At 42.2% G+C, this 25971-nt stretch carries 27 protein-coding genes; 19 read left to right on the top strand and 8 right to left on the bottom strand.

All coding sequences use genetic code 11. The annotated features are described in order from the left end of the window. Nucleotides 1–10 precede the first annotated feature (10 nt). The 14 genes from mutL to rplI all read left to right on the top strand — a co-directional run bounded on the left by mutL (nt 11) and on the right by rplI (nt 14279). Entirely contained in the window at nt 11–1984 is a 1974-nt protein-coding gene (gene mutL, locus PR683_RS09840) for a DNA mismatch repair endonuclease MutL (RefSeq protein WP_196719592.1), read from the top strand. Then, nucleotides 1977–2918 carry a tRNA (adenosine(37)-N6)-dimethylallyltransferase MiaA gene (gene miaA, locus PR683_RS09835; protein WP_109912139.1) on the top strand — a complete coding sequence of 314 codons (942 nt, stop codon included), beginning with the start codon at nt 1977–1979 and terminating at the stop codon, nt 2916–2918. The genes mutL and miaA overlap by 8 nt, the downstream gene beginning before the upstream one ends. A 107-nt stretch (nt 2919–3025) precedes the next feature. Beyond that, the gene (gene hfq / locus PR683_RS09830) at nt 3026–3319 is read left to right on the top strand and encodes an RNA chaperone Hfq (protein WP_004906005.1); all 294 of its coding nucleotides are present in this window, start codon (nt 3026–3028) and stop codon (nt 3317–3319) included. A gap of 92 nt (nt 3320–3411) precedes the next feature. Continuing rightward, nucleotides 3412–4692, top strand: coding sequence for a ribosome rescue GTPase HflX (gene hflX / locus PR683_RS09825; protein ID WP_272581776.1), 1281 nt, complete (start codon nt 3412–3414; stop codon nt 4690–4692). 100 nt (nt 4693–4792) lie between these two features. Then, nucleotides 4793–5998, top strand: a complete 1206-nt coding sequence (gene hflK / locus PR683_RS09820) for an FtsH protease activity modulator HflK (protein WP_209101667.1) — start codon at nt 4793–4795, stop codon at nt 5996–5998. Nucleotides 5999–6000: 2 nt separating this feature from the next. Then, nucleotides 6001–7002, top strand: a complete 1002-nt coding sequence (gene hflC, locus PR683_RS09815) for a protease modulator HflC (RefSeq protein WP_109912137.1) — start codon at nt 6001–6003, stop codon at nt 7000–7002. Between the two features lie 280 nt (nt 7003–7282). Next, nucleotides 7283–8584, top strand: a complete 1302-nt coding sequence (locus PR683_RS09810; RefSeq protein ID WP_004907406.1) for an adenylosuccinate synthase — start codon at nt 7283–7285, stop codon at nt 8582–8584. A 329-nt stretch (nt 8585–8913) separates the two neighbouring features. Continuing rightward, nucleotides 8914–9336 (top strand): nitric oxide-sensing transcriptional repressor NsrR, encoded by a 423-nt coding sequence (nsrR, locus tag PR683_RS09805; protein WP_004907407.1) that lies wholly within the window; start codon nt 8914–8916, stop codon nt 9334–9336. 42 nt (nt 9337–9378) lie between these two features. Further along, nucleotides 9379–11847: a ribonuclease R gene (gene rnr / locus PR683_RS09800; protein ID WP_196719593.1), complete on the top strand. Its 2469-nt coding sequence runs from the start codon at nt 9379–9381 to the stop codon at nt 11845–11847. 85 nt (nt 11848–11932) lie between these two features. Then, complete coding sequence (gene rlmB, locus PR683_RS09795; protein WP_004907412.1) at nt 11933–12682, top strand: 23S rRNA (guanosine(2251)-2'-O)-methyltransferase RlmB; 750 nt, start codon at nt 11933–11935, stop codon at nt 12680–12682. Between the two features lie 155 nt (nt 12683–12837). Further along, nucleotides 12838–13233, top strand: a complete 396-nt coding sequence (rpsF, locus tag PR683_RS09790; RefSeq protein WP_004905988.1) for a 30S ribosomal protein S6 — start codon at nt 12838–12840, stop codon at nt 13231–13233. Nucleotides 13234–13241: 8 nt separating this feature from the next. Further along, complete coding sequence (gene priB / locus PR683_RS09785; RefSeq protein WP_004907414.1) at nt 13242–13559, top strand: primosomal replication protein N; 318 nt, start codon at nt 13242–13244, stop codon at nt 13557–13559. Nucleotides 13560–13563: 4 nt separating this feature from the next. Beyond that, nucleotides 13564–13791 (top strand): 30S ribosomal protein S18, encoded by a 228-nt coding sequence (gene rpsR, locus PR683_RS09780; RefSeq protein WP_000135199.1) that lies wholly within the window; start codon nt 13564–13566, stop codon nt 13789–13791. Between the two features lie 38 nt (nt 13792–13829). Then, entirely contained in the window at nt 13830–14279 is a 450-nt protein-coding gene (rplI, locus tag PR683_RS09775) for a 50S ribosomal protein L9 (protein WP_004907418.1), read from the top strand. Between the two features lie 124 nt (nt 14280–14403). Here the strand turns inward: rplI and PR683_RS09770 are convergent, their stop codons facing one another. Beyond that, nucleotides 14404–15003, bottom strand: a complete 600-nt coding sequence (locus tag PR683_RS09770) for a LysM-like peptidoglycan-binding domain-containing protein (RefSeq protein WP_109912135.1) — start codon at nt 15001–15003, stop codon at nt 14404–14406. Nucleotides 15004–15221: 218 nt separating this feature from the next. Between PR683_RS09770 and PR683_RS09765 the strand changes: the two genes are divergently transcribed. Together PR683_RS09765 and cysQ are read left to right on the top strand one after the other, a co-directional pair. Further along, nucleotides 15222–15842, top strand: a complete 621-nt coding sequence (locus tag PR683_RS09765) for a peptidylprolyl isomerase (RefSeq protein WP_004907421.1) — start codon at nt 15222–15224, stop codon at nt 15840–15842. Between the two features lie 124 nt (nt 15843–15966). Beyond that, on the top strand, nt 15967–16707 hold the full coding sequence (cysQ, locus tag PR683_RS09760) for a 3'(2'),5'-bisphosphate nucleotidase CysQ (RefSeq protein ID WP_004907423.1): 741 nt from the start codon (nt 15967–15969) through the stop codon (nt 16705–16707). A 44-nt stretch (nt 16708–16751) separates the two neighbouring features. Here the strand turns inward: cysQ and mqo are convergent, their stop codons facing one another. The 4 genes from mqo to PR683_RS09740 all read right to left on the bottom strand — a co-directional run bounded on the left by mqo (nt 16752) and on the right by PR683_RS09740 (nt 20069). Then, complete coding sequence (gene mqo, locus PR683_RS09755) at nt 16752–18245, bottom strand: malate dehydrogenase (quinone) (RefSeq protein WP_110731583.1); 1494 nt, start codon at nt 18243–18245, stop codon at nt 16752–16754. A gap of 8 nt (nt 18246–18253) precedes the next feature. Then, nucleotides 18254–18643, bottom strand: coding sequence for a cupin domain-containing protein (locus tag PR683_RS09750; RefSeq protein WP_004907427.1), 390 nt, complete (start codon nt 18641–18643; stop codon nt 18254–18256). Nucleotides 18644–18962: 319 nt separating this feature from the next. Beyond that, nucleotides 18963–19550, bottom strand: coding sequence for a GDP-mannose pyrophosphatase NudK (gene nudK, locus PR683_RS09745; RefSeq protein ID WP_004907428.1), 588 nt, complete (start codon nt 19548–19550; stop codon nt 18963–18965). Between the two features lie 114 nt (nt 19551–19664). Then, the gene (locus PR683_RS09740; protein WP_042851727.1) at nt 19665–20069 is read right to left on the bottom strand and encodes a YgiW/YdeI family stress tolerance OB fold protein; all 405 of its coding nucleotides are present in this window, start codon (nt 20067–20069) and stop codon (nt 19665–19667) included. Between the two features lie 180 nt (nt 20070–20249). Between PR683_RS09740 and qseB the strand changes: the two genes are divergently transcribed. Then, entirely contained in the window at nt 20250–20912 is a 663-nt protein-coding gene (qseB, locus tag PR683_RS09735; protein ID WP_272519945.1) for a quorum sensing response regulator transcription factor QseB, read from the top strand. Next, the gene (gene qseC, locus PR683_RS09730) at nt 20912–22273 is read left to right on the top strand and encodes a quorum sensing histidine kinase QseC (RefSeq protein ID WP_272519964.1); all 1362 of its coding nucleotides are present in this window, start codon (nt 20912–20914) and stop codon (nt 22271–22273) included. The genes qseB and qseC overlap by 1 nt, the downstream gene beginning before the upstream one ends. Before the next feature lie 169 nt (nt 22274–22442). On the opposite strand, the gene PR683_RS09725 is transcribed toward qseC, so the two are convergent. Continuing rightward, the gene (locus tag PR683_RS09725) at nt 22443–23003 is read right to left on the bottom strand and encodes a YtfJ family protein (RefSeq protein WP_272519944.1); all 561 of its coding nucleotides are present in this window, start codon (nt 23001–23003) and stop codon (nt 22443–22445) included. Between the two features lie 290 nt (nt 23004–23293). Between PR683_RS09725 and PR683_RS09720 the strand changes: the two genes are divergently transcribed. After that, complete coding sequence (locus PR683_RS09720; RefSeq protein ID WP_109912131.1) at nt 23294–23500, top strand: DUF1107 domain-containing protein; 207 nt, start codon at nt 23294–23296, stop codon at nt 23498–23500. A 75-nt stretch (nt 23501–23575) separates the two neighbouring features. Here PR683_RS09720 and PR683_RS09715 read toward each other — a convergent pair whose 3' ends face one another. Together PR683_RS09715 and msrA are read right to left on the bottom strand one after the other, a co-directional pair. Further along, nucleotides 23576–24943: a hemolysin family protein gene (locus tag PR683_RS09715; protein WP_109912130.1), complete on the bottom strand. Its 1368-nt coding sequence runs from the start codon at nt 24941–24943 to the stop codon at nt 23576–23578. Between the two features lie 253 nt (nt 24944–25196). Further along, on the bottom strand, nt 25197–25838 hold the full coding sequence (gene msrA, locus PR683_RS09710) for a peptide-methionine (S)-S-oxide reductase MsrA (protein WP_272519943.1): 642 nt from the start codon (nt 25836–25838) through the stop codon (nt 25197–25199). Nucleotides 25839–25971: the final 133 nt, after the last annotated feature.

Below are 25971 nucleotides of genomic sequence, written 5' to 3'. Positions count from 1 at the left end.
GGGGGAAGACATGGCAATACATATTCTCTCCCCACAGCTAGCCAACCAAATTGCGGCAGGAGAAGTGGTCGAAAGGCCTGCGTCAGTGGTTAAAGAGCTCGTTGAGAACAGTCTTGATGCCGGGGCAACGCGTATTGATATCGACATTGAGCGTGGTGGAGAAAAACTGATCCGTATTCGTGATAATGGCTGTGGTATCGGTAAAGATGAACTGATTCTCGCATTAGCTCGCCATGCGACCAGTAAAATTGCCACTTTGGATGACCTTGAAGCTATTATGAGTATGGGGTTTCGCGGTGAAGCGCTAGCGAGTATCAGTTCCGTTTCACGTTTAACATTGACATCCAAGCCCGCAGACCAAACAGAAGCATGGCAATCATATGCCGAAGGCCGGGATATGGAGGTGATGGTTAAACCTGCAGCGCATCCCAATGGCACAACGGTTGAAGTATTAGATTTATTCTATAATACGCCAGCTCGCCGTAAATTTATGCGCACAGAAAAAACCGAGTTCGGCCATATTGATGAAATTGTTCGCCGAATTGCACTTTCTCGTCCTGATGTGGCTATTAACCTGACTCACAACGGGAAATTAGTAAAGCAATATCGAGCCGCTCATGATGAAGCGCAGCAAGAGCGGCGTCTCGGGACGATTTGCGGTACGGGTTTTCTGCAAGGCGCTTTGGCGTTATCTTGGGAACATAGCGACCTTGCTATCAAAGGGTGGGTTGTTTCTCCATCAATGACATCAGGTAGCGAAACGCAATATTGCTATGTTAATGGCCGTATGATGCGTGACCGCCTGATTAACCATGCTATTCGCCAAGCCTATGAAGGGCATTTAGACGAAAACCAACAGCCTGCTTATGTCTTGTATTTGACGATTGATCCAAAACAAGTTGATGTTAACGTACATCCAGCAAAACATGAGGTTCGTTTTCACCAAGCTCGCTTGGTACATGATTTTATTTATCAAGCGGTACGAACGGTATTATTAGAAGCTGCATCTATTGATGAGCTTCCGGGTATTGAACCAGCAAATATAGAGTTAGAAAATCGACCTTCTGCGGGGGAAAACTATTTTTCTTCACCAAACGTGACTCCCAAGCAGCAACATAAGACAGAAAATCATACGCTCATTGAAAATACCGTTCGAGAGTCTAAAATACCTTATGACCAGCCCAGCCACTTAAAGGATAGTGCCGCAAATCACGCTTTTTCTTCACCGAAGACAACGTCAGGTTTTTCAGAAAATGCGCCAGCAAAAACGTTTGGTTCAACGTATGACAAAAAAGCGGGTGAGCTGTATCAGAGCTTAATGTCAATTCCGGTTGCCTCTGAAGATAAAAAACCGCTTTTTCCTGAGCGTAAACCGATAAACTCGCCACCAATATCGTCACAACCTGTAGCAAAAAATGCGGATAACTACCTTTTTGGCAAGGTATTGACAATTTACGCAAAAAACTTTGCATTAATTGAGTCTTCGTTGGGGCTAATCCTGTTATCCTTAACGGAAGCTAATTATTTATTGAAATTGTCACAATTGTCACCGGGTGGCGGAGCCTTAAAGCCTCAGCCATTGTTAATACCTCTAAAAGTGTCACTTAAAAATGATGAAATAGAGGTTTTACAGCGGTACAAGGAACAATTGACAATATTTGGTATCGAAGCCACGATATTACATGGAAAAGTAACAATTCATACGGTATCGTTACCATTAAGAACACAAAATTTATCACAGCTTTTTTCTGAACTACTCGATTTTTTATCGAGAAAAGAAAGTGTCACTGACGAAGAGATTGCACAATGGCTCGCTAAAGCAGTTTCACAGGTTAAAACAGAAGAAAGTTGGAGTTTAGCACAGGCTGTTCAGTTGCTGGCTGATGTTGAGCGGGTATGCCCTCAGTGGGTAAAAAATCCCCCACCAACATTATTACAATTAATTAATTTACAATCCGTGGTAGCTACACTAACAAATGAGTGATTTAGCAACTCAGAAAAAACCTGACGCAATATTCCTAATGGGTCCAACGGCCTCAGGTAAAACCGCTTTGGCGATCGAACTTCGCAAGCATTTGCCTGTGGAAATTATTAGTGTCGATTCGGCATTAATTTACCGAGGAATGGATATTGGCACAGCAAAACCAACAGCGGAAGAACTCAGCCAAGCTCCCCATCGTCTGATTGATATCCTCGATCCGTCTCTACCATACAGCGCTGCCGATTTTCGCCGTGACGCATTAAATGCCATGGCTGAAATTACCTCACAAGGTAAAATTCCGTTATTAGTTGGCGGCACTATGTTGTATTTTAAAGCCTTATTAGAAGGACTTTCACCACTTCCTTCAGCTGACCCAACAGTTCGTGCTGAAATTGAACACATTGCGAAAGAACAAGGATGGGGAGAAATTCATCGTCGTCTTACTGAAGCTGACCCAGTTGCCGCGGCAAGGATCCACCCTAACGATCCACAAAGATTATCCCGTGCTTTAGAGGTATATCTCATTTCGGGACAAACTTTGACTGAAATGACACAAACAGCTGGGGAAGAATTACCTTATAATGTGTTTCAGTTTGCTATTGCGCCACAAGATCGTAAAATTTTACATGAGCGCATAGAACAACGTTTTCATCTGATGATAGATGCGGGTTTTGAAGAAGAAGTTCGCAAATTGCATCAACGAAATGATTTACATGTTGACCTCCCTTCAATCCGTTGTGTGGGATATCGGCAAATGTGGTCATATTTAGATGGTGAAATTAGCCATGATGAAATGATTTATCGGGGAATTTGTGCAACTCGCCAATTGGCAAAACGTCAAATTACCTGGTTAAGAGGCTGGGAGAATGTTCATTGGTTAGATAGTGAACAACCTCAGCAAGCGCTTAGCACCGTTATGCAGGTTATGCGTGCATAGGACTGATGTTTGTGTACAATTAGAACGTTAAGCGCAATTTTTGAGTAGTTACTTTTTGGAATCTAAAAGATTCTCTTTTAAAAACAACAAAATAAGGAAAACATAGAATGGCTAAGGGGCAATCTTTGCAAGATCCGTTCCTGAACGCATTACGTCGTGAAAGGGTTCCGGTCTCTATTTATCTCGTTAATGGCATCAAATTGCAGGGGCAAATTGAGTCTTTTGACCAATTTGTCATTTTATTAAAAAACACAGTTAGCCAGATGGTTTATAAGCACGCTATCTCTACTGTTGTCCCTGCTCGCCCTGTTTCTCATCATAGCGGTACTGCGGGTAGCACTGGCAATGGTAATTACCATTCAGGTAACCCTGCAGCGCAAGATGGCGAAGTAACTGAGTAAGTTTGTACGCTAAAAGACAAGGAAAGCATGGGTAGGGAGACTGTACCTGTGTTTTTCCTTTGCAATTATTGTTTAGCCTAAGAGGTTACACCTTGTTTGATAGGTATGAAGGCGGTGAACTAGCTGTATTAGTCCATGTCTTTTTTTCTCAAGAAAAAGATGTTGATAATCTGGCAGAATTTGAGTCACTTGTGACATCTGCTGGCGTAAAACCAGTACAAATAGTCACGGGCAGTCGTAAAGCCCCTCATCCAAAGTTTTTTGTTGGGGAAGGTAAAGCAGAAGAAATCGCCCAAGCTGTTGAGGAAAGTGGTGCAGATGTGGTGTTGTTTAATCATACTCTAAGCCCTGCTCAAGAACGTAATCTCGAAAGGATTTGCCAATGTAAGGTGGTTGACCGTACAGGGGTAATTTTAGATATTTTTGCTCAACGCGCACGTACACACGAAGGTAAGCTTCAAGTTGAATTGGCTCAGTTAAGGCATTTATCGACTCGCTTAGTGAGGGGATGGACGCACTTAGAGCGACAAAAAGGCGGGATTGGCTTACGAGGTCCCGGTGAAACTCAACTTGAGACTGACCGCCGGCTATTAAGAGATAAAATTAAACAAATCTTATCTCGTCTTAGTCGGGTGGAAAAACAGCGTGAACAAGGGCGTCAAGCGAGAAGTAAGGCTGATATCCCGACTATTTCGCTTGTCGGTTATACCAACGCTGGTAAGTCTAGTTTGTTTAACCGCATGACGGCCGCTGATGTTTATGCTGCTGACCAGTTATTTGCAACACTTGACCCAACACTTCGTCGTATTGATGTAGAAGATGTTGGTGTTGTCGTTCTTGCAGATACTGTGGGTTTTATCCGTCATTTACCCCATGATTTGGTTGCAGCTTTTAAAGCAACCCTGCAAGAAACACGTGAAGCAACGTTACTGCTGCACGTTATCGATGCAGCTGATAATCGCTTGGATGACAATATTCATGCAGTTGAAAGTGTGTTAGAAGAAATCGAAGCGGATGAAATACCAACACTTTTAGTGATGAACAAAGTTGATATGCTGGAGGATTTTGTCCCGCGTATTGACAGAGATGAGGATAACAAGCCGGTTCGTGTCTGGGTTTCAGCGCAAACGGGCGATGGTATCTCATTGCTGCTACAGGCATTGACGGAACGTCTTTCAGGTGAAATCGCACATGTTGAATTGCGTTTACCACCGAATGAAGGCCGTTTACGTAGCCGTTTCTATCAACTTCAGTCAATCGAACGTGAATGGCAGGAAGAAGACGGCTCAATTGGCCTTGAGGTGCGTATGCCAATGGTGGATTGGCGGCGTCTGTGCAAACAAGAGCAGCAATTACCTGACTACGTTATTTAATTGTTTTGGTGATTAATGATGTAGTTAGGCAATGGAATTGATATTAAGAGCCCTATCGCTCTTAGCCCTGAAAATCAATCATAAAGAATGGAGCTAAAACATGGCGTGGAATCAGCCCGGTAATGACGGACAAGACCGCGATCCGTGGGGAAGCGGCAATAAAGGCGGCAACTCTAGCGGGAACAAAGGTGGTCGAAAACGTGGGGCTTATGATCTCGACGATCTCTTTCGTAAACTAGGCAGCAAGCTTGGTGGAAATAAAGGCAGCGGTGGTGATGGCGATAATAAACAACCATCACAAATCAGCGGCCGTTTAGGTATGTTAGCTCTTGCTGCTATCGTTGTTGTATGGGCAGGTTCAGGCTTCTACACCATCAAAGAAAGTGACCGTGGCGTAGTATTACGTTTTGGTGAATATAGTGGTGTTGTTGGGCCTGGTTTGAACTGGAAACCAACCTTCATTGATAGAGTTATTCCTGTCAACGTAGAAACCGTACGTGAACAAGCGACAAATGGCATGATGTTAACGTCAGATGAAAACGTGATCCGCGTTGAAATGAACGTTCAATATCGTGTTACCGACCCTGCGCAATATTTATTTAGTGTCACAAACCCAGACAATAGTCTGCGTCAGGCGCTAGATAGTGCTGTGCGTGGTGTAATCGGTCAGTCTGCGATGGAGCAAGTACTGACTACGAATCGTGCTTTTATCCGTGATGTAACACAAAAAGAGCTCGAAGCAACAATTGCGCCATACAAAATGGGTATCACACTGCTTGACGTCAACTTCCAGGCAGCGCGTCCGCCTGAAGACGTTAAAGCCGCATTTGATGATGTAATTGCAGCAAGGGAAGAAGAACAAAAAACCATTCGTGAAGCACATGCTTATCGAAACGAAGTTCTTCCTCTGGCAAAAGGTAACGCACAACGCTTAATTGAAGAAGCTGAAGCTTATAAAGCCAGTGTGGTCTTCAAAGCAGAGGGTGAGGTGGCAAGTTTTGCAAAAATGTTGCCTGAATATCGTGCTGCACCTGAGATTACCCGTGAACGTCTATATATCGAAACGATGGAACGTGTATTAGGTAATACACGTAAAGTGATAGCAAATGATAAGAGCAACAGCATGTTAGTGCTGCCGCTTGATCAAATCATGCGTGGTGCTAATACGAACGCTACATCAGCACCGAAAGTCAGTCCATCAGCCAGAATGGCGACGCCAAATAATAACGCGTCATCTAATGGCGCAACATCAGCTCAGCCAAACAGTGCTGTTCGTGGTGATGCAGTTAGAGTAGGGAGACAATAATCATGCGTAAATCGCTAATTGTTATCGTTCTGGCCATTTTGGCAGTCGCATACGCATCTATCTTTATTGTTCCTCAAACTGATCGCGGCATTGTCTTGCGTTTTGGTAAGGTTCTGCGTGATTCTGAAAACAAACCGATCATTTATGAGCCGGGTCTGCATTTCAAAGTACCATTTATTGAAACGGTAAAAATGTTGGATGCACGTATTCAGACACTGGAAATTCAGGCTGACCGCTATCTGACAAGTGAAAACAAAGACTTAATGGTGGATTCCTACCTGAAATGGCGTGTTACTGATTTCAGTCGTTACTATGTAGCGACTGGCGGTGGTAATCCATTCCAAGCGGAAACCCTGTTAAAACGTAAATTTAGTGACCGTTTACGTTCTGAGTTTGGTCGCTTAAGCGTAAAAGATATCATTACTGACTCACGTGGCCGTTTGACCATTGATGTCCGTGATGCTTTGAACAAAGGTACAGCAACTGACGATGCAACCAAAGAAGCGGATGCAGCGATTGCGGATGCAGCAAAACGTGTTGAAGAAGAAACAAACCTGAAGCCACTGGTTGTGAATGCAAACAGTATGGCGGCGTTAGGTATTGAAGTTGTCGACGTACGTATTAAACGTATCGAGCTACCAAACGAAGTTTCTGAAGCTATTTATGCGCGTATGCGTGCAGAACGTGAAGCAGTTGCACGTCAACACCGTTCACAAGGTCAAGAAGAAGCGACTAAGATCCGCGCTGTTGCAGATAAAACAGTAACAGAAACGTTGGCTGAAGCGGAGCGTACCGCATTGACTTACCGTGGTGAAGGTGATGCGATGGCAACAAAATTGTTTGCTGATGCATTCAACCAAGACCCAGAGTTCTATGCGTTTATTCGTAGCTTACGTGCTTATGAACAAAGCTTTAAGAGTGGTGATGACGTGATGGTCATGAGTCCAGACACTGACTTCTTCCGCTTTATGAAGGCACCAACTAAGCTTCGCGCGACAGATTAATAACAAGCTAAGTTGCGTGCAACCTAGCAAAATAACTGTTAATCTATTAAAGAAAAGCCCGCTTCGGTGGGCTTTTTTTCGCCTGTCGTTTTAAGTATAGGATTTTTCAGGGAAAATTTGAGCTGCTCAACTGATGGCATTCATTTTGAGTTTACGGCAGAAATAAAAAATACCATTTTACTTGCTTTCCAGAAAAAAATTTTTGTATTGCCAAAATATCACTGGAACAGTTCATTTTTGATGGTAGAATTCATTTTTAAGCAACCGAGTGTATTTCAAAATGGGTAAGAACGTTGTCGTACTGGGCACCCAATGGGGTGACGAAGGGAAGGGCAAGATCGTTGACTTGCTGACAGAGCGTGCTAAATACGTAGTTCGCTATCAGGGCGGCCATAATGCTGGCCATACTCTTGTTGTAAACGGTGAAAAAACCGTTCTCCACTTAATTCCATCCGGTATTCTTCGTGAAAATGTCATCAGTATTATTGCTAATGGTGTTGTTTTAGCGCCAGACGCATTAATGAAAGAGATGAAAGAATTGGAAGACCGCGGTGTTCCTGTTCGGGAACGTTTACGTCTTTCTGAAGCATGCCCACTGATCCTGCCTTATCATATCGCATTAGATAATGCGCGTGAAAAAGCACGTGGTTCCAAAGCGATTGGAACAACAGGTCGTGGTATTGGTCCTGCTTATGAAGATAAAGTTGCACGTCGTGGTCTACGCGTTGGTGATTTGTTTGATAAAGCCACGTTTGCAGAAAAATTAAAAGAAATCGTTGAATACCATAACTTCCAACTTGTTCATTATTATAAAGAACCTGCTGTAGATTACCAAAAAACGTTAGATGATATTATGGCTGTAGCGGATATCCTGACTGGCATGGTAATTGATGTTTCTGATCTGCTATATAAAGCAAATCAGAAGAATGAATTAGTGATGTTTGAAGGTGCACAAGGGACATTATTAGATATCGACCACGGTACTTATCCTTATGTAACCTCTTCAAATACGACCGCTGGTGGTGTAGCGACAGGTTCTGGTTTAGGCCCTCGCTATGTCAACTACGTATTAGGTATCATCAAGGCTTACTCAACGCGTGTTGGTGCAGGTCCATTCCCAACTGAGCTGTTTGACGAAGTGGGTGAGTTCCTGCGTGAAAAAGGCCAAGAATTTGGTGCAACTACGGGTCGTAAACGCCGTACTGGTTGGTTAGATATCGTTGCGATTAATCGTGCGGTACAAATTAACTCACTGTCAGGCTTCTGTATGACTAAACTGGATGTTTTAGACGGTTTAGAAGAAGTCAAAATCTGCGTAGGCTACCGTCGTCCAGATGGCAAAGTGCTTGAAACAACGCCTTTAGCTGCTGATGAGTGGGATGGCTTAGAGCCAGTTTATGAATCAATGCCAGGTTGGAAAGAAACAACTTTTGGTGTGAAACAAAGAGAATTACTGCCACAAGCAGCTCTGAATTACATCAAACGCGTTGAAGAACTAACGGGTATTCCAGTTGATATTATTTCAACCGGTCCAGATCGTTCAGAAACCATGATCCTGCGTGATCCATTTGACGTTGAGTAATAACACTGACTGCGCCTAATACAGGCGCAGTTTTTTACTGCTTTACCTCCTTCCACTATGCAGCTTCTTTGATAAAACAGTCAAAATTCCCCATAATGATTGAATCAAGTCACTTTTGTGTGCAAATTATGTGCAATTAAGTGCATATTTGACTTGTGTTATACGTTAAACTTTATTTAACGACATATAATTTATTAGCATGCTATATTTTGTTCAGAAAACTGAATGTGTTGGGTTAGAAATAGCAAGCGTGAATTTTAAAATGAGTCGCATTTTTTAGGCCAATGATTTGCGGCCAACAGCGTTATAGCTAAAATTTTGAGGTGATTGTGCAACTGACTAGTTTTACAGATTATGGGTTACGAGCTCTTATTTACCTGGCATCCCTAGGTGAAGGGAAAATGACCAGTATTACAGAGGTCACCGAGGTTTACGGTGTATCGCGTAACCATATGGTAAAAATTATTAATCAGCTCAGTCACCTAGGTTATATTAAAGCCACTCGTGGCAAAAATGGCGGGATTACACTAGGACAACCAGCGGAATCAATTCGTATAGGGGACGTTGTCAGAGCATTAGAGCCCCTGACTCTTGTTAATTGTAGTGGCGAATTTTGCCACATTACACCTGCGTGTCGTTTAAAAGGTGTGCTACACCAAGCAATACAGCAGTTTTTACAAGAACTTGATCAATACACGCTGGCGGACATGGTGAAAGATAACAGCCCGCTCTATCAACTACTGCTTGACTAGCATTTGCGGTAGTTATGAATTCTGATGACAACGGAGGTAACGATGTCACAAGATCCTTTTCAGGAAAGAGAAGCAGAAAAATACGAGTCCCCAATTCCAAGTCGAGAATACATTCTTGACCTTATCTCGAAGCGTACTGCACCCGCTAATCGCGAAGAAATCGCACAATTATTGAATTTATCGACAGAAGATGAATTAGAGGCACTGCGTCGTCGGTTAAGAGCCATGGAACGGGATGGGCAATTAGTCTTCACTCGCCGTCAGTGTTATGCATTACCGGAGCGTTTAGACTTATTAAAAGGGAAAGTGATTGGCCATCGTGATGGCTACGGCTTCCTGCGTGTTGAGGGTAAAAAAGAAGATTACTATTTATCTCAAGACGAAATGAAACGCGCCCTACATGGTGACGTTATTCTAGCGCAACCTTATGGGCAAGACCGTAAGGGGCGGACAGAGGTTCGTGTTGTTCGTGTGTTAGAACCGCGTAATAACCAAATTGTTGGCCGGTATTTTATTGAATCGGGTATGGGGTTTGTCGTACCGGATGATAGTCGTTTAAGCTTTGATATTTTGATTCCGAAAGATCGCGTCCTTGGCGCTCGTATGGGAAATGTGGTGGTGGTTGAATTAGTCACCCGTCCACAACGTCGCTCGCAAGCGGTGGGGAATATCATTGAAGTATTAGGCGAAACAATGGGAACAGGTATGGCGGTAGAGATCGCTTTACGTACCCATGAAATTCCACATTCATGGCCACCACAAGTTGAAAAACAAGTTGCGGACCTGAGTGAGAATGTCCCTGAGTCTGCAAAAAAAGGGCGCGTTGATTTACGTGATCTCCCTTTAGTGACCATTGATGGCGAAGATGCCCGCGACTTTGATGATGCGGTTTATTGTGCACCGAAAAAAGGCGGTGGTTGGCGCTTATGGGTGGCGATTGCGGATGTCAGCTATTATGTCCGTCCGCAAACAGCTCTAGATACAGAAGCTCGTAGTCGCGGTAACTCGGTATATTTTCCATCTCAAGTTGTTCCTATGCTCCCGGAAGTCTTATCGAACGGCCTGTGCTCACTGAATCCTGGTGTTGACCGCCTGTGTATGGTGTGTGAAATGACAGTATCGGCATCCGGTAAGCTTTCGTCATACAAGTTCTATGAAGCGGTTATGAGCTCTCATGCAAGGTTAACTTACACGAAAGTGTGGAAAATCTTGGAAGGAGACGAAGAGCTGCGTGAGCATTATAAAGCCTTAGTGCCGCATATTGAGCATCTGCACCAATTATATAAAGCACTGGATGCTGCACGTATTGAGCGTGGTGCAATTTCCTTCGAATCCGAAGAAGCGAAATTTATTTTTAACGCAGAACGCCGTATTGAAAGTATCGAACCGGTTGAGCGAAATGATGCACATAAATTGATTGAAGAGTGCATGATTTTGGCTAATATTGCGGCGGCTCGGTTTGTTGAGAAAAACGAAGAGCCTGCTTTATACCGTGTGCATGACCGTCCTAAAGAAGAAAGCGTGATGAATTTACGCTCAGTATTCAGTGAATTAGGGTTGACCCTACCGGGTGGAATGAAGCCAGAGCCGAAAGATTATGCGCAGGTAATGAATGAAGTGGCTGAGCGCCCTGACCATGAATTACTGCAAACCATGATTTTACGTTCGATGAAACAAGCGATTTATGATCCTGAAAACCGCGGGCACTTTGGCTTAGGTTTGAAATCGTATGCTCACTTTACATCACCAATTCGTCGTTATCCTGACCTGACGTTACATCGTGGGATAAAATATTTACTGGCGAAAGAACATGGTCATTCAGATAAGCGCTGGACGGAAACAGGTGGCTGGCATTCAGATATGGATAGCATGTTACAGCTTGGTGAGCACTGTTCAATGACTGAGCGCCGTGCGGATGAAGCGACGCGTGATGTGGCTGACTGGCTTAAATGTGATTTCATGCAAGACCAAGTTGGCCAAACCTTTACAGGTTTAATCACAAGCGTCACTGGTTTTGGTTTCTTTGTGCGTCTTAATGATTTATTTATTGATGGTTTAGTGCATATTTCAACGTTGGATAATGACTACTACCGTTATGATGCGGTCGGTCAGCGTTTAATTGGTGAGTCATCAGGTACCACTTACCGTCTTGGTGATGAAGTGGAAATTCGTGTCGAAGCTGTGCATATGGATGAGCGCACCATTGATTTCGCTTTAATTTCAACTACTCGTAAAGCGAAAAACCCGGGTAAAACAGCGCGGGACAAAATGAAGCAAGAAGTGAAAAACGCGACGCGTCCAGCTCGTCGAAAAGCGGATGCGAGCAAAGATAAAAACTTCGAGCCTGATTCTGCATTTCGTCGCTCAGAGAAAAAAGGGAAAAAAGCTGAAGCTAAGCCCGAGGCGAAAGGGAAAGGAAAAGGCAAAAAACCGTCTGATAAAACCAGAAAAATTACAGCAAAATTAAAAGCTAAGCGTGTTGCAAAAAAATCCCAAAAACAAGAGGGATAATGGTATTGCTGTAGTTATGAACCATCGTTATTAACCAAAGTGGCGTATTAGCGCCACTTTACTATTTATATAAATAAGAAATTTTATGAGCGAAATGATTTATGGCATTCACGCAGTGAAAGCCTTACTGGAGCGTTCACCGCAACGCATCAAAGAAGTCTATATTCTGAAAGGTCGTGAAGATCGCCGATTAATGCCGTTGGTGCATGAAATTGAAGCATTAGGTGTCGTCGTTCAAGTGGCGAATCGTCAATGGATGGATAGCCAAACTGAAGGTGCGGTTCACCAAGGCATCATTGCGAAAGTACTACCAGGTAAACAATATCAAGAAGGTGACCTGCCTGATTTATTGGAGAGCACACCATCGCCATTTTTATTGGTATTGGATGGCGTGACAGACCCACATAACTTAGGTGCATGTTTACGTAGCGCTGATGCGGCAGGTGTTCATGCTGTGATTGTTCCTAAAGATAAATCCGCTCAGCTTAATGCAACTGCGAAAAAAGTGGCCTGTGGTGCGGCAGAAAATATTCCTCTTATTCGTGTGACGAATCTAGCAAGGACATTGCGCTTGCTACAAGAATACAATGTATGGATTGTGGGAACGGCAGGTGAAGCTGACCACAATTTATATCAAAGCAAGTTAACGGGCCCGATAGCTCTGGTGATGGGAGCTGAAGGTGAAGGTATGCGTCGTTTAACTCGTGAGCATTGTGACGAGTTAATTAGCATTCCAATGGCAGGTTCTGTGTCATCATTGAACGTCTCTGTAGCAACAGGGGTTTGCTTGTTTGAAGCCGTGCGTCAGCGCTTATCCGTTTCTGTAGAAAAATAATATTTAGCGTAAAATTGCATCCATCTCTTGAGTTTTATATCAGGGATGGGTATAGTTACGCGTCAATTTTTTAGCCGCACTCAACAAGTTCCTTGCCTCCGCGGGCCGCGGTTAACCCAGACAGGAGGCTAATAATCCGTAAGGAGCAACTACTAATGCGTCATTACGAAATCGTTTTTATGGTCCATCCTGACCAAAGCGAACAGGTTCCGGGCATGATCGAGCGTTACAGTGCTGTTATCACTAACGCACAAGGTCAGATTCACCGTCTGGAAGACTGGGGCCGCCGTCAACTGGCTTACCCAATCAACAAACTGCACAAAGCACACTATGTTCTTCTGAACGTAGAAGCGCCGCAGGAAGCGATTGATGAGCTGGAAACTAACTTCCGCTTCAACGATGCCGTTATCCGCAGCATGGTTATGCGCTTAAAACACGCAGTAACAGAAGCTTCTCCAATGGTCAAAGCTAAAGACGAACGTCGTGGCCGTGACATGTCTGATGAATATCAGGATGAAGAAGTAGAAGAAACTGGGGATTCTGAAGAGTAATTGCGCAAGTGACCACTAATCGTTTGGTGCTCACAGGCACAGTCTGTAAAGCATTGATTCGAAAAGTGAGTCCGTCAGGCATTCCTCACTGCCAGTTTGTTTTAGAACATCGTTCGGAGCAACAGGAAGCGGGGTTGTCAAGGCAAGCATGGTGCAGAATGCCCATTATCGCCAGCGGACAAACCTTACAAGCTCATACTCACAGTATAACGGTCGGCAGTTGGATTACAGTAAGCGGTTTCATTAGTACCCATCAAGGTCGCAATGGGATCAGCAAGATTGTCCTCCATGCCGAGCAGATTGATTTGATAGATTCTGGAGACTAGCCATATGGCACGTTATTTCCGTCGTCGCAAGTTCTGCCGTTTCACAGCGGAAGGCGTTCAAGAGATCGACTATAAAGATATCGCAACGCTGAAAAACTATATCACTGAAAGTGGTAAAATTGTACCAAGCCGTATCACCGGTACTCGTGCAAAATATCAACGCCAGCTCGCTCGTGCTATCAAGCGCGCTCGCTACCTGTCTCTGTTACCATACACTGATCGTCATCAGTAATTGGTACAGTCCATTAACGACTAATAGAGGATAAGGTAATGCAAGTTATTCTGCTTGATAAAGTAGCTAACCTAGGTAGCCTGGGTGACCAAGTTAACGTTAAATCGGGCTATGCTCGTAACTTCTTAGTACCACAGGGCAAAGCTGTTCCTGCAACTAAGAAAAACGTTGAATTTTTCGAAGCTCGCCGCGCTGAACTGGAAGCTAAATTAGCTGACGTTCTGGCAGCAGCACAGGCTCGTGCAGCAGCTGTTACTGCACTGGGTTCTGTAACTTTAGCTTCTAAAGCTGGTGACGAAGGTAAACTGTTCGGTTCAATCGGTACTCGTGATATCGCTGACGCAGTTACTGCGGCTGGCGTTCAAATCGCGAAAAGCGAAGTTCGTCTGCCAAACGGCGTTCTGCGTACTACTGGTGACCACGAAGTTCACTTCCAGTTACACAGCGATGTTTTCGCAGAGCTGAACGTTATCATCGTTGCTGAGTAATCAATAATGATGATATGCATCATTGGGTTATCCATGGTGCAAATAAAAAACACCGGCTAAGTCCGGTGTTTTTTGCTTTTTAGATATCTGTTTTTTTTATTTCATAAGCGTTTTTGCACTAATACTAAGGCGTTCTGTAATAACTCCCATCGCTTAATCGCGCAAAGCTATAGGTTTTTCCATCAGAACCGGTAGTTTCTAATAATTGAACTTCACCTTTTGAATTGGCTTTTAATCGAATTTTTTGCCCTTGACGTAAATTACTCAGTGGTTTTTCTGCACCTTCTACGCGAGCCATAATAAAAGCGTCATTGGCTTGTAAGTTATTATCACGAAACAGTTGTGCGAGAGTCTTCCCTTTTTGAACTCGGTAGTTTTGCCATTCGCTAGTTGAAGGGCGAGTGGTTTTGGGCTCAGGCGCTTTTTCTGGTGAAGTCACTATTGGAGGCTCATTGGGTGTGGGCTCAATAGGTTCTGGAATAATCTCAGGCTCAGTAGGTAAAAGTGGGGAATTACCTTCAGGTGTCGGCACTGGCTCTGGTACTGGTGGTGTAATAGTAGATTCAGGCATGACCTCAGGGGTAGTGGGTGGGGGAATGACAATCGGTTGGTTTTGAACAATATCGCTGGGGGATTTATCACTTGTAGGCCAAAAAAAAGCGACCACGACAATTAGAGCGAGCAGTGCAATACCATAGCGATGAAATTTTGAAAGTTTAAACATCACTCCTCCTTGATGAGGCAATGAGTAAATTAGACCGTATTAATACGCATACTAGCACCCTTTTTAGACATTTTTAGCGTTTAGCTGAATTTTTCAGAGAACACTGAATAAATTTGTCGGGAATCAATCAGTTTTATTCTTTAGATTCATTGTTTGGGTTTACCCATAAGGGTGAGGCTGCTATTCTTGGTTTTTCTCAAAATCATATGGGTATTTTCATGGCAAACCAAAATTTCGATTCGGTAGAAGCTCAAGCGAGTTATGGCATAGGTCTACAAGTTGGGCAGCAATTATTAGAGTCAGGGCTAGAAGGTTTAGTGCCAAATGCAATCCTAGCAGGTCTCGTTGATGCTTTAGAAGGCAATATGCCATCGGTACCTGTTGAAACTCTGCACAAAGCATTGCGTGAAGTGCATGAGCGTGCCGACGCTGTCCGTGTCTCTCGTCAGGCAGCATTAGCGGAAGAAGGCCAAAAATTCCTAGATGAAAACCAAAAACGTGATGGTGTTTCAACGACTGAGTCAGGCTTACAATTTTCAGTGATTAACCAAGGTGATGGTGCTATCCCATCCCGCTCAGACCGTGTACGTGTTCATTACACAGGGCGTTTAATTGATGGCTCTGTGTTTGATAGCTCAGTACAACGTGGTCAGCCAGCAGAATTTCCTGTAAGTGGTGTTATTCCTGGTTGGATTGAAGCATTGACTCTGATGCCAGTTGGTTCTAAATGGGAATTGTATATTCCTCATCAATTAGCTTATGGTGAGCGTGGTGCAGGCGCATCAATCCCGCCATTCAGCACATTAGTATTTGAAGTTGAATTACTTGAAATTTTATAATTTCTGTTAATTCAGTTCACAGCTAAAAAGCCTCATTGTCTTTGGACTTTGGGGCTTTTTTTATGGCGTTAATTTCACACAATTGCTACTCTTGCTATAAAGGGTCATCAGAGAGGTGAATAATATGCTACAGCAAATTTGCGAATTAGCTCAAGAAGCGGGTTATGCGATTATGGAAACTTATAATGCGCAAGAACCTTTACAGGTTGAACATAAAAGTGATAATTCGCCTGTGACCGAGGCTGATATTGCCGCCCACAATGTGATTACAGCAGGCCTTGCTCGCATTGCCCCTGATATCCCTCAACTGTCTGAAGAAGACCCTCCACAGTGGTCAACCAGGCAGAATTGGCAACGTTATTGGTTGATTGACCCATTGGATGGAACGAAAGAATTTATTAATCGTAATGGGGATTTTACGGTTAACATTGCACTGATTGAGAATGGCGTACCAACGATGGGGGTGGTATATGCCCCCGCGAAAGGGTTGCTATATTATGCGGAAGGAAATCAAGCCTGGAAGGAAGAAGGTGGCCACAAGCAACTTATTCATGTGAATGATGCTAAGCCTCCGGTGATTGTTATTAGCCGTTCTCATCAAGACAATGAATTAATGGATTATTTAAAACAAATGGGTGAACACACGACAGTAGAAATTGGTTCTTCACTCAAATTTTGTTTGGTTGCGGAAGGAAAAGCACAGCTTTATCCACGTTTTGGGCCTACGAATATTTGGGACACTGCTGCGGGTCATGCGGTTGCCATTGGTGCAGGTGCGAAAGTCGTTGATTGGCACGGAAAAACGTTAGACTACACACCGCGAGAATCCTTTTTGAACCCAGGTTTTCGGGTCATTTTATTCTAAATATTGGTAAAGGTTGGGAAGTGATTTCCCAACCTAATTAATAACTAATTATCTAGTTTCAGCACTTTGGCAGTAGCTGTACGAATATCTAAACAGGCTTTTGCATCCGTTTTTAAATCAATCCCATAGGTTGGAATGATATCTTTTAAACGTGTTTCCCATCCATCGGCTTTGAGTTGGTCATCAAAACAGGTTTTTAATACATTTAGTGCAATAAATGCCGCAGTGGAGGCCCCCGGAGATGCGCCCATCAATACAGTAAATGATTTATCCGCACTGGTAATCAGTTCTGTACCAAATTCTAAAACCCCTTTCTTATCATGGTCAGGCTTAATAATTTGTACTCGTTGCCCTGCAACCACCTCTTTCCAATCCTCATGCTGTGCTTCTGGGTAGAATTGTTGCAACATGGCAAATTGGTGAGCAGAAGTTTGCAGAACTTGGCCTACTAAGTATTCTGCGAGTGACCAGTTATCTTTCGCAACCGCAAGCATTGGTTCAATGTTATTCAATTTAACCGATTCAAACAGGTCTAAATAAGAGCCGTGCTTAAGGAATTTACTCGAAAAACCGGCATAAGGCCCAAATAATAGAGAACGTTTACCTCCAATAATGCGAGTGTCCAAGTGTGGAACAGACATTGGTGGTGAGCCTTTATCTGCTTTACCATAAACTTTTGCATGGTGGCGAGAAGCAATTTCTTCGTTATCACAACGCAACCAGATACCACTAACAGGGAATCCACCATACCCTTTTCCTTCAGGGATCCCAGATTTCTGCAGTAATTCGATTGCCCGCCCGCCTGCACCAACGAACACAAACTTCGCGGAAGTGATCGTTTTTTCATGCGTGAGTAGATTTTTAACTTCAATATTCCATCTGCCATCGGGGGTCTTTTTAACATCGATGACTTCATGTTTATAGTGAATTGAAAAACCGGATTGTTCGCTTAATTGTGCAATTAATAAATGCGTTAGTGCACCGTAATCGACATCAGCACCAGTATTAACACGGGTAACCGCAATCGCTTCTTTAGGGTCACGACCCTCCATGATCAAGGGAGCCCATTCGTTGATCTGTTTTGGATCATCACTGTATTCCATATTGTGGTAACAGTGGTGAGCAGACATCTGTTGGTAGCGTTGTTTTAAGAATTTTACATTGTCTTCACCCCAAACAAAGCTCATATGTGGGCATGGGTGAATAAAGTCACGTGGATCTTTAATTTTACCTTTGGTGACTAGATAAGACCAAAGCTGGCGAGAGAGATCGAACTCCGTATTGACTTCAAGCGCTTTACTGATATCCACCGTACCATCTGGGTTTGGTGGAGTATAGTTCATCTCACAGTTAGCGGCATGACCTGTTCCCGCATTGTTCCACGGATGGGAGCTTTCTTGGGCACAGTCGTTTAGCCTTTCAAAAACAGCAATCGTTAGCGAAGGCTCTAGTTCTTTGAGAAATGTACCAAGCGTTGCACTCATGATCCCTGCGCCGATGAGAGCAATATCGACATTTTCAGCAATCGGTTTATTCATGATGGCCTCTATTTTTTTGTTGGAGTAAAGCTAAGATTGGTACCTTCTTGATAGACAACATAAGCACGACGCCATGGCTCATCACCAATAAGCCGCCATTTATGGCCGGTTCCTGTATTATCTTGCGCAAGTAAGATATCACCAGGATTGATGATAAATTTAGAACCATCTTTAGTTTCGAATTCTAAAGTGCCGGAAAGGGTAATGACATAACGAGGAACAGGGTCTTGATGCCAATCAAAAGAACCGCCGGAAACTGTTTCACGGAAGGTCAGTTCACTGGCTGCAATGGCGGAGGTTTGGCTATCTCCTCCTGTGACATTATTGAGCTCAAGAGTGCCTTCTTCAAATAGAGAATTTCCATCTTCTCCTGTCCACATACGAACGCAGCGTATCATTTTATTTAGCTCCTTAATCACCGATTGTAGTGTATAACAATTATTTGATATTAATTGGATACAAAAATAAGACTCTTAAAATGATGATAAATAAAATTAAATATTATTTAAATTTAAGGTTTTTTAGCGGATAGGTCAAAGTGAAATATGTTTTATCTTGGAATTATGGTTTTATTTTTTAATAAAAGAATAAAATAATAAAAGTTGATTATCTTTTTACGATTGTTTTTATTTTTATCGTTCGTTTAATGATTGATAAAAAATAGGAAAGCTCACTATGACTTTATTTTATCATTATGAGCTATCAGAGCTGGATTAGCTATTTGAGAATAGCGTTTAGGGCGAGGTATTGGATCAACATGATGGTTTTACCATCAACAATTTCTCCCGTTTTAATCGCATCAATGGCTTTAGAGAAAGGCCACTCTAAAACTTCAATATCTTCGCCTTCTTCCTTAAGTCCACCACCCGCGTTTTGACGATTATTATCACTGTATTCAGCGATGTAAAAGTGGAGTTTTTCGGTGACAGAGCCTGGGCTCATAAAGGCTTCAAAAACTTTTTGAATTTTATCGACTTTAAAACCCGTTTCTTCTTCGGCTTCAGCAATAATTCGTGTTTCTGGTGAGGCGTTTTCGAGTAAACCTGCGGCAGCTTCAATTAGAAAATCAGAATAGCCATTTATATAGACTGGCATACGAAATTGGCGAATTAATATAATGCTATTCTTTATTTTGTTATATAACAAAATAACGGCACCATTGCCTCTATCATAGACTTCGCGTTCTTGTTGTTGCCAACTACCGTCTCGTCGTTGTAACTCATAAGTATATTTTTTTAAAATATACCAATTGTCTGAAAGCAGTTTCTCTCGAATATTACGTATGTTGGGGAGTTTTACAGTCATTAAGCAGCCTTAGTAAGCAAAAATGATTTTGTTAATTTAACACTGTTAATTTCTGTATGAAATAGGATTTAGATGGGACCTACTTTAAAGCAGATCCCATTGTAAAGCTGTGAATTATTTAATGATTTGGATTTGTTTAACTTCGACTTCTCTTGAATTCCAGTCTTTATCAATTTTACCGCGAATTTCAACTTTGTCTTTTGGCGTTACGTTGATACCGTTCCAACGCTTTTCACTGATTTCTAAATTAATGGTGCCAGTACCATCAGTGAACTCATAATGTTTATTATCGAGTTGTTTAACGATATTACCACGTAAAATAACCCAGCTATCATCTGACATATCAAGTGCTTTTGCGACCGTCATTTCCCCACTATTTGGGCCGATGAAACCACCCGTTTGAGTCGTTTGAGTCGTTGTATTTATGGCTGCACCTGGGCCATCAAATCCACCATTTGCAGCGAAAACAGGGGCACTTGCGAGTGCAGCAACTAAAGCGATTACAGGTAATTTTTTCATCATCAGTATCTCCAAATGGACATGAACTTGTTGTTTGTATGGAGGGTATTAAACCAAGTAAATCTTAACAGGATCTTAAGAAACATAATTAACGAATTATATTTTTAATTTTATTAATTATAGCTAGTCATCTCAAGACTGATGGGATAAATATAATAATATGCTGAGGTGGAGGATATTATGCGTATTCTATTAATTGAAGATGACAGGCTAATTGGTGATGGTCTAAAAGTGGGATTAACACAGCTAGGGTTTACGGTTGATTGGTTTATGGATGGTAAACAAGGGCAAATCGCTTTATTTGATGCACCCTATGATGCTGTTGTACTCGATCTTTCATTACCAAATATTGATGGCATGGATATTTTAAAATATTGGCGCAAGGAGGGGCGTGATGAACCTGTCTTGATTTTGACGGCACGAGATGCACTGGATCAACGTGTTCAAGGGTTACAACAAGGGGCTGATGATTATCTTTGTAAACCTTTCGCTTTAATGGAGGTTATGGCACGTTTACAAGCGTTGATCCGTCGTCGAAGTGGGCAATTGTCGTCTAAGCTTACACATGGTGATGTTGAAATGGACCCGATTGCAATGACAGTGACACAGCAAGGCGAACCTGTACAGCTAAAGGGTAAAGAGTTTGCCTTACTATCTTTATTTATGCATAACCCAAATAAAGTTTTCTCTCGTCCTTTAATTGAAGAAAAATTGTATAACTGGGATGAAGAGGTCTCTAGCAATTCTGTTGAGGTACATATCCACCATTTAAGGCGTAAATTAGGTAATAAGTTTATTCGAACCATTCATGGTGTTGGCTATCGATTAGGTGATGAGAAATGATGAAGACATTTAGTCTTAGGCTGAAACTCACTTTAATGCTGCTCCTGTTGGCTTTGCTGACATGGGGGATCGCCAGTTCGTTAGCGTGGTACCAAAGCTATAAAACGATTAATGAGCTATTTGATACCCAGCAAATGGCGTTTGCTAAACGGCTATCTGTTTTACCATCAGACTTTGAATTGAGCCGGCCTTCCCTGACTAAAACCAAAAAATTATTGCGCAAGAACCGTGGCCATCAGGATGACGATGCATTGGCATTTGCTATCTTTTCACAGAATGGCGAAATGGTATTAAACGACGGTGATAACGGTAGAGATATTGTCTACCAATTTAAGCGAGAAGGGTTTACCGATGGGATGCTCCAAGGAAGTGACGACCCTTGGCGTTTGGTGTGGTTAAAATCTCAGGATGGCCAATATGTTATTGCAGTAGGTCAAGAGTGGGAGTACCGGCAAGAAATGGCGACCGATATTATGGTTGCACAATTTATGCCTTGGTTGATGGCTTTGCCAATTATGTTATTGCTATTTTTATGGCTGCTCACACGTGCTTTACGTCCATTGAAGGATGTAGCAAAGCAGCTATATCACCGAAAGCCAGATGAATTAGCCCCAGTACAAGTAACGCGCATCCCCAGCGAAGTAAGACCCATTATTGACTCCATGAATGTGCTATTTGGCCGTATTAATGACATGTTTGCTCGCGAGCGACAATTTACATCGGATGCCGCTCATGAATTACGTAGCCCACTCGCAGCGTTAAGAGTACAGGCGGAAGTGGTACAAATTGCGGGGAATAATACAGATATCCGTAATCATGCAGTAGCTAATTTATCGGAAGGTATTGATAGGGCAACAAGGCTTGTTGACCAACTACTCATGTTGTCTCGGTTAGAGTCATCCTCGCAACTTGATGATATTACGGCGGTATCTTGGCCCATATTAATTGAAACAGCAATAAAGGATGTTGAACCCGAAGCTCAAGAGCAGCAAACAACGATAATAAACACCTTAATAAGTCGTCCCCCTGATTTTCAAGGTCAGCCATTACTACTCAATGCGTTGCTGAGAAATTTACTCAATAATGCAATACGTTATGGAAAAATAGCTGGGCGAGTAGAGATCATTTTGTATGCTGACCACCTTGAAATTCAAGATGATGGTAATGGTGTGACACCTGAAGTTTTACAGCGTCTAGGTGAGCGTTTTTATCGTCCACCAGGACAAGAAAAGACAGGGAGTGGTTTAGGACTCTCTATTGTTAAGCGGATTGCGCAATTGCATCATTTGCAGGTTATTTTTACTCATGGCACTAATGGCGGGTTTTGCGCCAAAGTGTATTGGAATGAAACTAAAGCGTGATAATGCGCACATTAGTCATGATTATTTATGAAAAAAACAATCATAATTATGCATGTTTAATGTAAGGGTATTTTAGCATAACTCACTATTTTTGACGTAATAGAGATAGACTGAATTGTAGGTGTAGTGTGCGAAATTACGCACACTACATAATAGTAAAAGTTTGACCTTATTGGTTTAGTGATGAGCTTAACAAACTAATGACTTTTTGAATTTCTTGGGGATTTAATTCACCATCTTTGAAAAACAACACCTTTCCTTGATTATCCAATACGATAATTGCTGAACTTTCTGGTTTCAAACCCCATGCACTCTTCACCGTACCCTCGCTATCAACAATAAATTGTGAATAAGGGAACTCTTTTTTGCTATCTTCAACACTATTTTTAACAAATACACCCGTACCGAACATTGCATCATCAGTATTAATGATTGTTGTTGTTTGATAGGTATCATGCGGGAATTTGGCTTGTTTGATGGCTTCAACTAAAGGGGCATTGAGCTCTTTTGCGGAAGAACGGCCAGCAATATGTTGAATTGTCCGTACTTTTCCAACGAGCTGTTGGCTTTTCCACGGTTGATAATCCAACTTCCCTTCATTATTTATGACAAGCTCACCTTTGTCGGTGACAGAAATGGTAGGAACAGATTGGTTTAATTGAATATTTGCAGCAGAAGCTATCGCTGATGCCCCTAGCAAGCATATTAAAAGTAAATAATTTCTTATCATAACAGCCCCTTGATTGATTATTTTGTCATGTGAGCCTAACGGTTTGTCTGATTACTACTATTTATAGCATAGCTCATCGGATGAGTTGCAAGAGGTAATTTAACATTTTTTTAAAATTCAGAATAAAAATAATGTTTATAGGGTTTTAACAGTTAGTTTACAGTGTCATGTTATGTCAGTAAATTGAATAAAACTGCAATTTTAGAACCAAAGTGAAAATTTCTGGTCTATGATTATTGTACGGTATGAGTTATTGAATATCGTAAGAACAAAGGGGAGGCAAAGTTCTAATGAAAATTTTTAACCGTTATAACCCATCAAAGATTGCTCTTTACGTCAAAACGCTATTCCGTGGCCGGCTCTATATTAAGGATTTTGGGGCATTTGAGTTTAACTATGGGAAAATTCTACCACCTAAAATTAGTGATAAGCGCCATTACAATGTGATGAGTGAGGTCAACAAACAGGTTTCATTATTGCAGGCAGAAATGGGGTAGGTTAATCAAGAATGTTTTGGTTAACAACGCGCCACATGGGTGGCGCATTGAAAGAAACGGCTTCGCCATCAAGCACTAATGTTCAGTATCTTTTGTTTGTTGTTTTGCGTCAGCCGTTTCAATAGTATTTTTTCCGGGCTGTACAACGACAGGTGATGGCACCGTAGTAAGACGAGTTACGAGTAATTGGTCAATTTTGTAATTATCAATATCGACAACTTCAAATTTGTATCCCGCATATTTCACATAATCTGTCCGCTTTGGCATTCTTCTTAACCGGTACATCATAAACCCTGCGATGGTTTCATAGTTGCTAAAGTCAGGGAAATCATCAATATCCAAAATGCGCATCACATCTTCGATCGGTGTTCCACCTTCAACTAACCAAGAATTCTCATCACGTACCACGATTTGCTCTTCTTGTCCTGGACCAATTAAGTCTCCCATTAAAGTGATCATTACATCATTGATGGTAATGATACCCATGACTAATGCATATTCGTTAAGAATAACAGCAAAATCGACGGCGTTTGTTTTAAATGCTTCTAAGGTATCTGATAATGAGAGAGTGTCAGGGATCATTAGCGTATTTCTAATGTGAGCACCATCTTTTAAACTTAAGCTCTGCCCATTGAGCACGCGATTAAGTAATTCTTTTGAATCAACATAACCGATAACATGATCGATATCCCCTGCACACACTAGGAACTTAGAATGGGGTTGGGTTGAAATTTTATGTTTGATACTGTCTTCTGACTCATCTTTGTCAAAATAAATAATGCTCTCACGTGGGGTCATGGCTGATGGCACAGTACGTGATTCCAGCTCAAACACATTCTCAATTAATTCGTGTTCTTGCTTACGTAATACACCCGCTACAGCACCCGCTTCAACGACCGCAAAAATATCATCAGAAGTGATATCTTCATTACGTGACGTCGGTAATTTGAATAACTTAAAAAAGAGGTTCGCAAGGCCATTAAAAAACCAGACGAATGGGCCCAGTACCACTAAACAGAAGCGCATTGGATTCACAATGCGAATCGCAATGGCTTCAGGTTTTACCATACCGATACGTTTAGGTGTTAAATCTGCCACTAAAATAAACAAGCTCGTCACAATGGTGAACGACAGTACTGATGAAACTTGCTGAGCCCAGCTTGGCGATAAAAATTGAATAAAGATATCGTACAAAGCTGGAGAAAAAGCAGACTCTCCCACAATACCGGCAAGGATAGCAACGGCATTTAAACCAATTTGAACGACGGTAAAAAACATTCCCGGCATTTCTTGTAATTTAAGCACGCGAGCCGCATTAATGTTGCCTTCATCGGCCATAAGTTTAAGTTTAATGCGGCGGGAAGCCGCCAGAGAAATTTCTGACAAAGAAAAGAATGCGCTGATTGCACATAATAATAGAACAATTAATAAACTGTTGAGCATAAGTTATCCAGCCAATCAAAGGAAGAATCCATAAAATTCAAAAATCTCTGAAGGCATAGTCTCGTGTATTTAAATATATTGAGTATGCAAATATATATTGCGCGATATGCGCAAATTGTTGATATGTTGCATTAGTATAGCACTGAGGTGATTTATCTGCCTAGATATTCATCATCATTCAGGCTGCTTTAAGTCATATTGAAAAGCAGCTTGAATGGTTGGGAAGATGAACTCACTGTAATAACTTATTGATTTAATTGTTTAACGAGGGTGGTAAACAGATACCAATTCCTCCTAATCCGCAATATCCATTCGGGTTTTTGTGTAAGTACTGCTGGTGGTAATCTTCGGCAAAATAGAAAGTGTCTAATGGCGCTATTTCGGTCGTGATTACACGAGTGTCATGCTGCGCTTTCATTGCATTTTGGTAAGCTTGCAGTGTGTCCATCGCTTGCTTATCTTGTTCGTCTGACACAGTATAAATGGCAGAGCGATATTGGCTGCCCATATCGTTCCCTTGGCGCATGCCTTGTGCTGGGTCATGGTTTTCCCAAAATAACGTCAATAATTGGGAGTAACTGATAACTTGCGGATCAAAAACAACCCGTACTGCTTCCGCGTGGCCAGTTCGTCCTGAGCAAACTTCTTCGTAGGTTGGGTTAGGGGTCACACCACCACAATACCCCGCAGAAGTTGAATAAACCCCAGCTTGCTGCCAAAATAATCGTTCAACTCCCCAAAAACAGCCCATGGCAAAATACGCAACTTCCATATTCTTAGGAATAATCTCAATCGAATGATGGTTAAGCGCATGATATGGTGAGTAGGTCATAGCAGTTGCTCTGCCGGGCAGAGGTTGTGCAATACTTGCAGAGTGAAATTTATTAAAAGGCATAATGATTCCTATATATAGTGACTACACAAATAATCTAAAAATAGGGATAAAAACTTGTGTCTATGGCGAATTTTACTCAAAATAAATTGATATGAAGTATTTAGTCAATCGAACAATCACCTTAGGAGTAGGC

The sequence above is a fragment of the Providencia sp. PROV269 genome (genome assembly GCF_028477785.1).
GTDB classification, from domain to species: Bacteria; Pseudomonadota; Gammaproteobacteria; order Enterobacterales; family Enterobacteriaceae; genus Providencia; species Providencia rettgeri.
The sequence above is the reverse complement of the archived record's forward strand: the minus strand, read 5'-3'. Positions and strand labels throughout refer to the sequence as shown.

Bases quoted from the DNA above. Each gene is read 5' to 3' on its own strand.
- mutL (WP_196719592.1), top strand. From the start codon at position 11: ATGGCAATACATATTCTCTCCCCACAGCTAGCCAACCAAATTGCGGCA.
- miaA (WP_109912139.1), top strand. From the start codon at position 1,977: ATGAGTGATTTAGCAACTCAGAAAAAACCTGACGCAATATTCCTAATG.
- hfq (WP_004906005.1), top strand. From the start codon at position 3,026: ATGGCTAAGGGGCAATCTTTGCAAGATCCGTTCCTGAACGCATTACGT.
- hflK (WP_209101667.1), top strand. From the start codon at position 4,793: ATGGCGTGGAATCAGCCCGGTAATGACGGACAAGACCGCGATCCGTGG.
- hflC (WP_109912137.1), top strand. From the start codon at position 6,001: ATGCGTAAATCGCTAATTGTTATCGTTCTGGCCATTTTGGCAGTCGCA.
- PR683_RS09810 (WP_004907406.1), top strand. From the start codon at position 7,283: ATGGGTAAGAACGTTGTCGTACTGGGCACCCAATGGGGTGACGAAGGG.
- rnr (WP_196719593.1), top strand. From the start codon at position 9,379: ATGTCACAAGATCCTTTTCAGGAAAGAGAAGCAGAAAAATACGAGTCC.
- rlmB (WP_004907412.1), top strand. From the start codon at position 11,933: ATGAGCGAAATGATTTATGGCATTCACGCAGTGAAAGCCTTACTGGAG.
- rpsF (WP_004905988.1), top strand. From the start codon at position 12,838: ATGCGTCATTACGAAATCGTTTTTATGGTCCATCCTGACCAAAGCGAA.
- rpsR (WP_000135199.1), top strand. From the start codon at position 13,564: ATGGCACGTTATTTCCGTCGTCGCAAGTTCTGCCGTTTCACAGCGGAA.
- rplI (WP_004907418.1), top strand. From the start codon at position 13,830: ATGCAAGTTATTCTGCTTGATAAAGTAGCTAACCTAGGTAGCCTGGGT.
- PR683_RS09770 (WP_109912135.1), bottom strand. From the start codon at position 15,003: ATGTTTAAACTTTCAAAATTTCATCGCTATGGTATTGCACTGCTCGCT.
- PR683_RS09765 (WP_004907421.1), top strand. From the start codon at position 15,222: ATGGCAAACCAAAATTTCGATTCGGTAGAAGCTCAAGCGAGTTATGGC.
- cysQ (WP_004907423.1), top strand. From the start codon at position 15,967: ATGCTACAGCAAATTTGCGAATTAGCTCAAGAAGCGGGTTATGCGATT.
- mqo (WP_110731583.1), bottom strand. From the start codon at position 18,245: ATGAATAAACCGATTGCTGAAAATGTCGATATTGCTCTCATCGGCGCA.
- PR683_RS09750 (WP_004907427.1), bottom strand. From the start codon at position 18,643: ATGATACGCTGCGTTCGTATGTGGACAGGAGAAGATGGAAATTCTCTA.
- nudK (WP_004907428.1), bottom strand. From the start codon at position 19,550: ATGACTGTAAAACTCCCCAACATACGTAATATTCGAGAGAAACTGCTT.
- PR683_RS09740 (WP_042851727.1), bottom strand. From the start codon at position 20,069: ATGAAAAAATTACCTGTAATCGCTTTAGTTGCTGCACTCGCAAGTGCC.
- qseB (WP_272519945.1), top strand. From the start codon at position 20,250: ATGCGTATTCTATTAATTGAAGATGACAGGCTAATTGGTGATGGTCTA.
- qseC (WP_272519964.1), top strand. From the start codon at position 20,912: ATGAAGACATTTAGTCTTAGGCTGAAACTCACTTTAATGCTGCTCCTG.
- PR683_RS09725 (WP_272519944.1), bottom strand. From the start codon at position 23,003: ATGATAAGAAATTATTTACTTTTAATATGCTTGCTAGGGGCATCAGCG.
- PR683_RS09720 (WP_109912131.1), top strand. From the start codon at position 23,294: ATGAAAATTTTTAACCGTTATAACCCATCAAAGATTGCTCTTTACGTC.
- PR683_RS09715 (WP_109912130.1), bottom strand. From the start codon at position 24,943: ATGCTCAACAGTTTATTAATTGTTCTATTATTATGTGCAATCAGCGCA.
- msrA (WP_272519943.1), bottom strand. From the start codon at position 25,838: ATGCCTTTTAATAAATTTCACTCTGCAAGTATTGCACAACCTCTGCCC.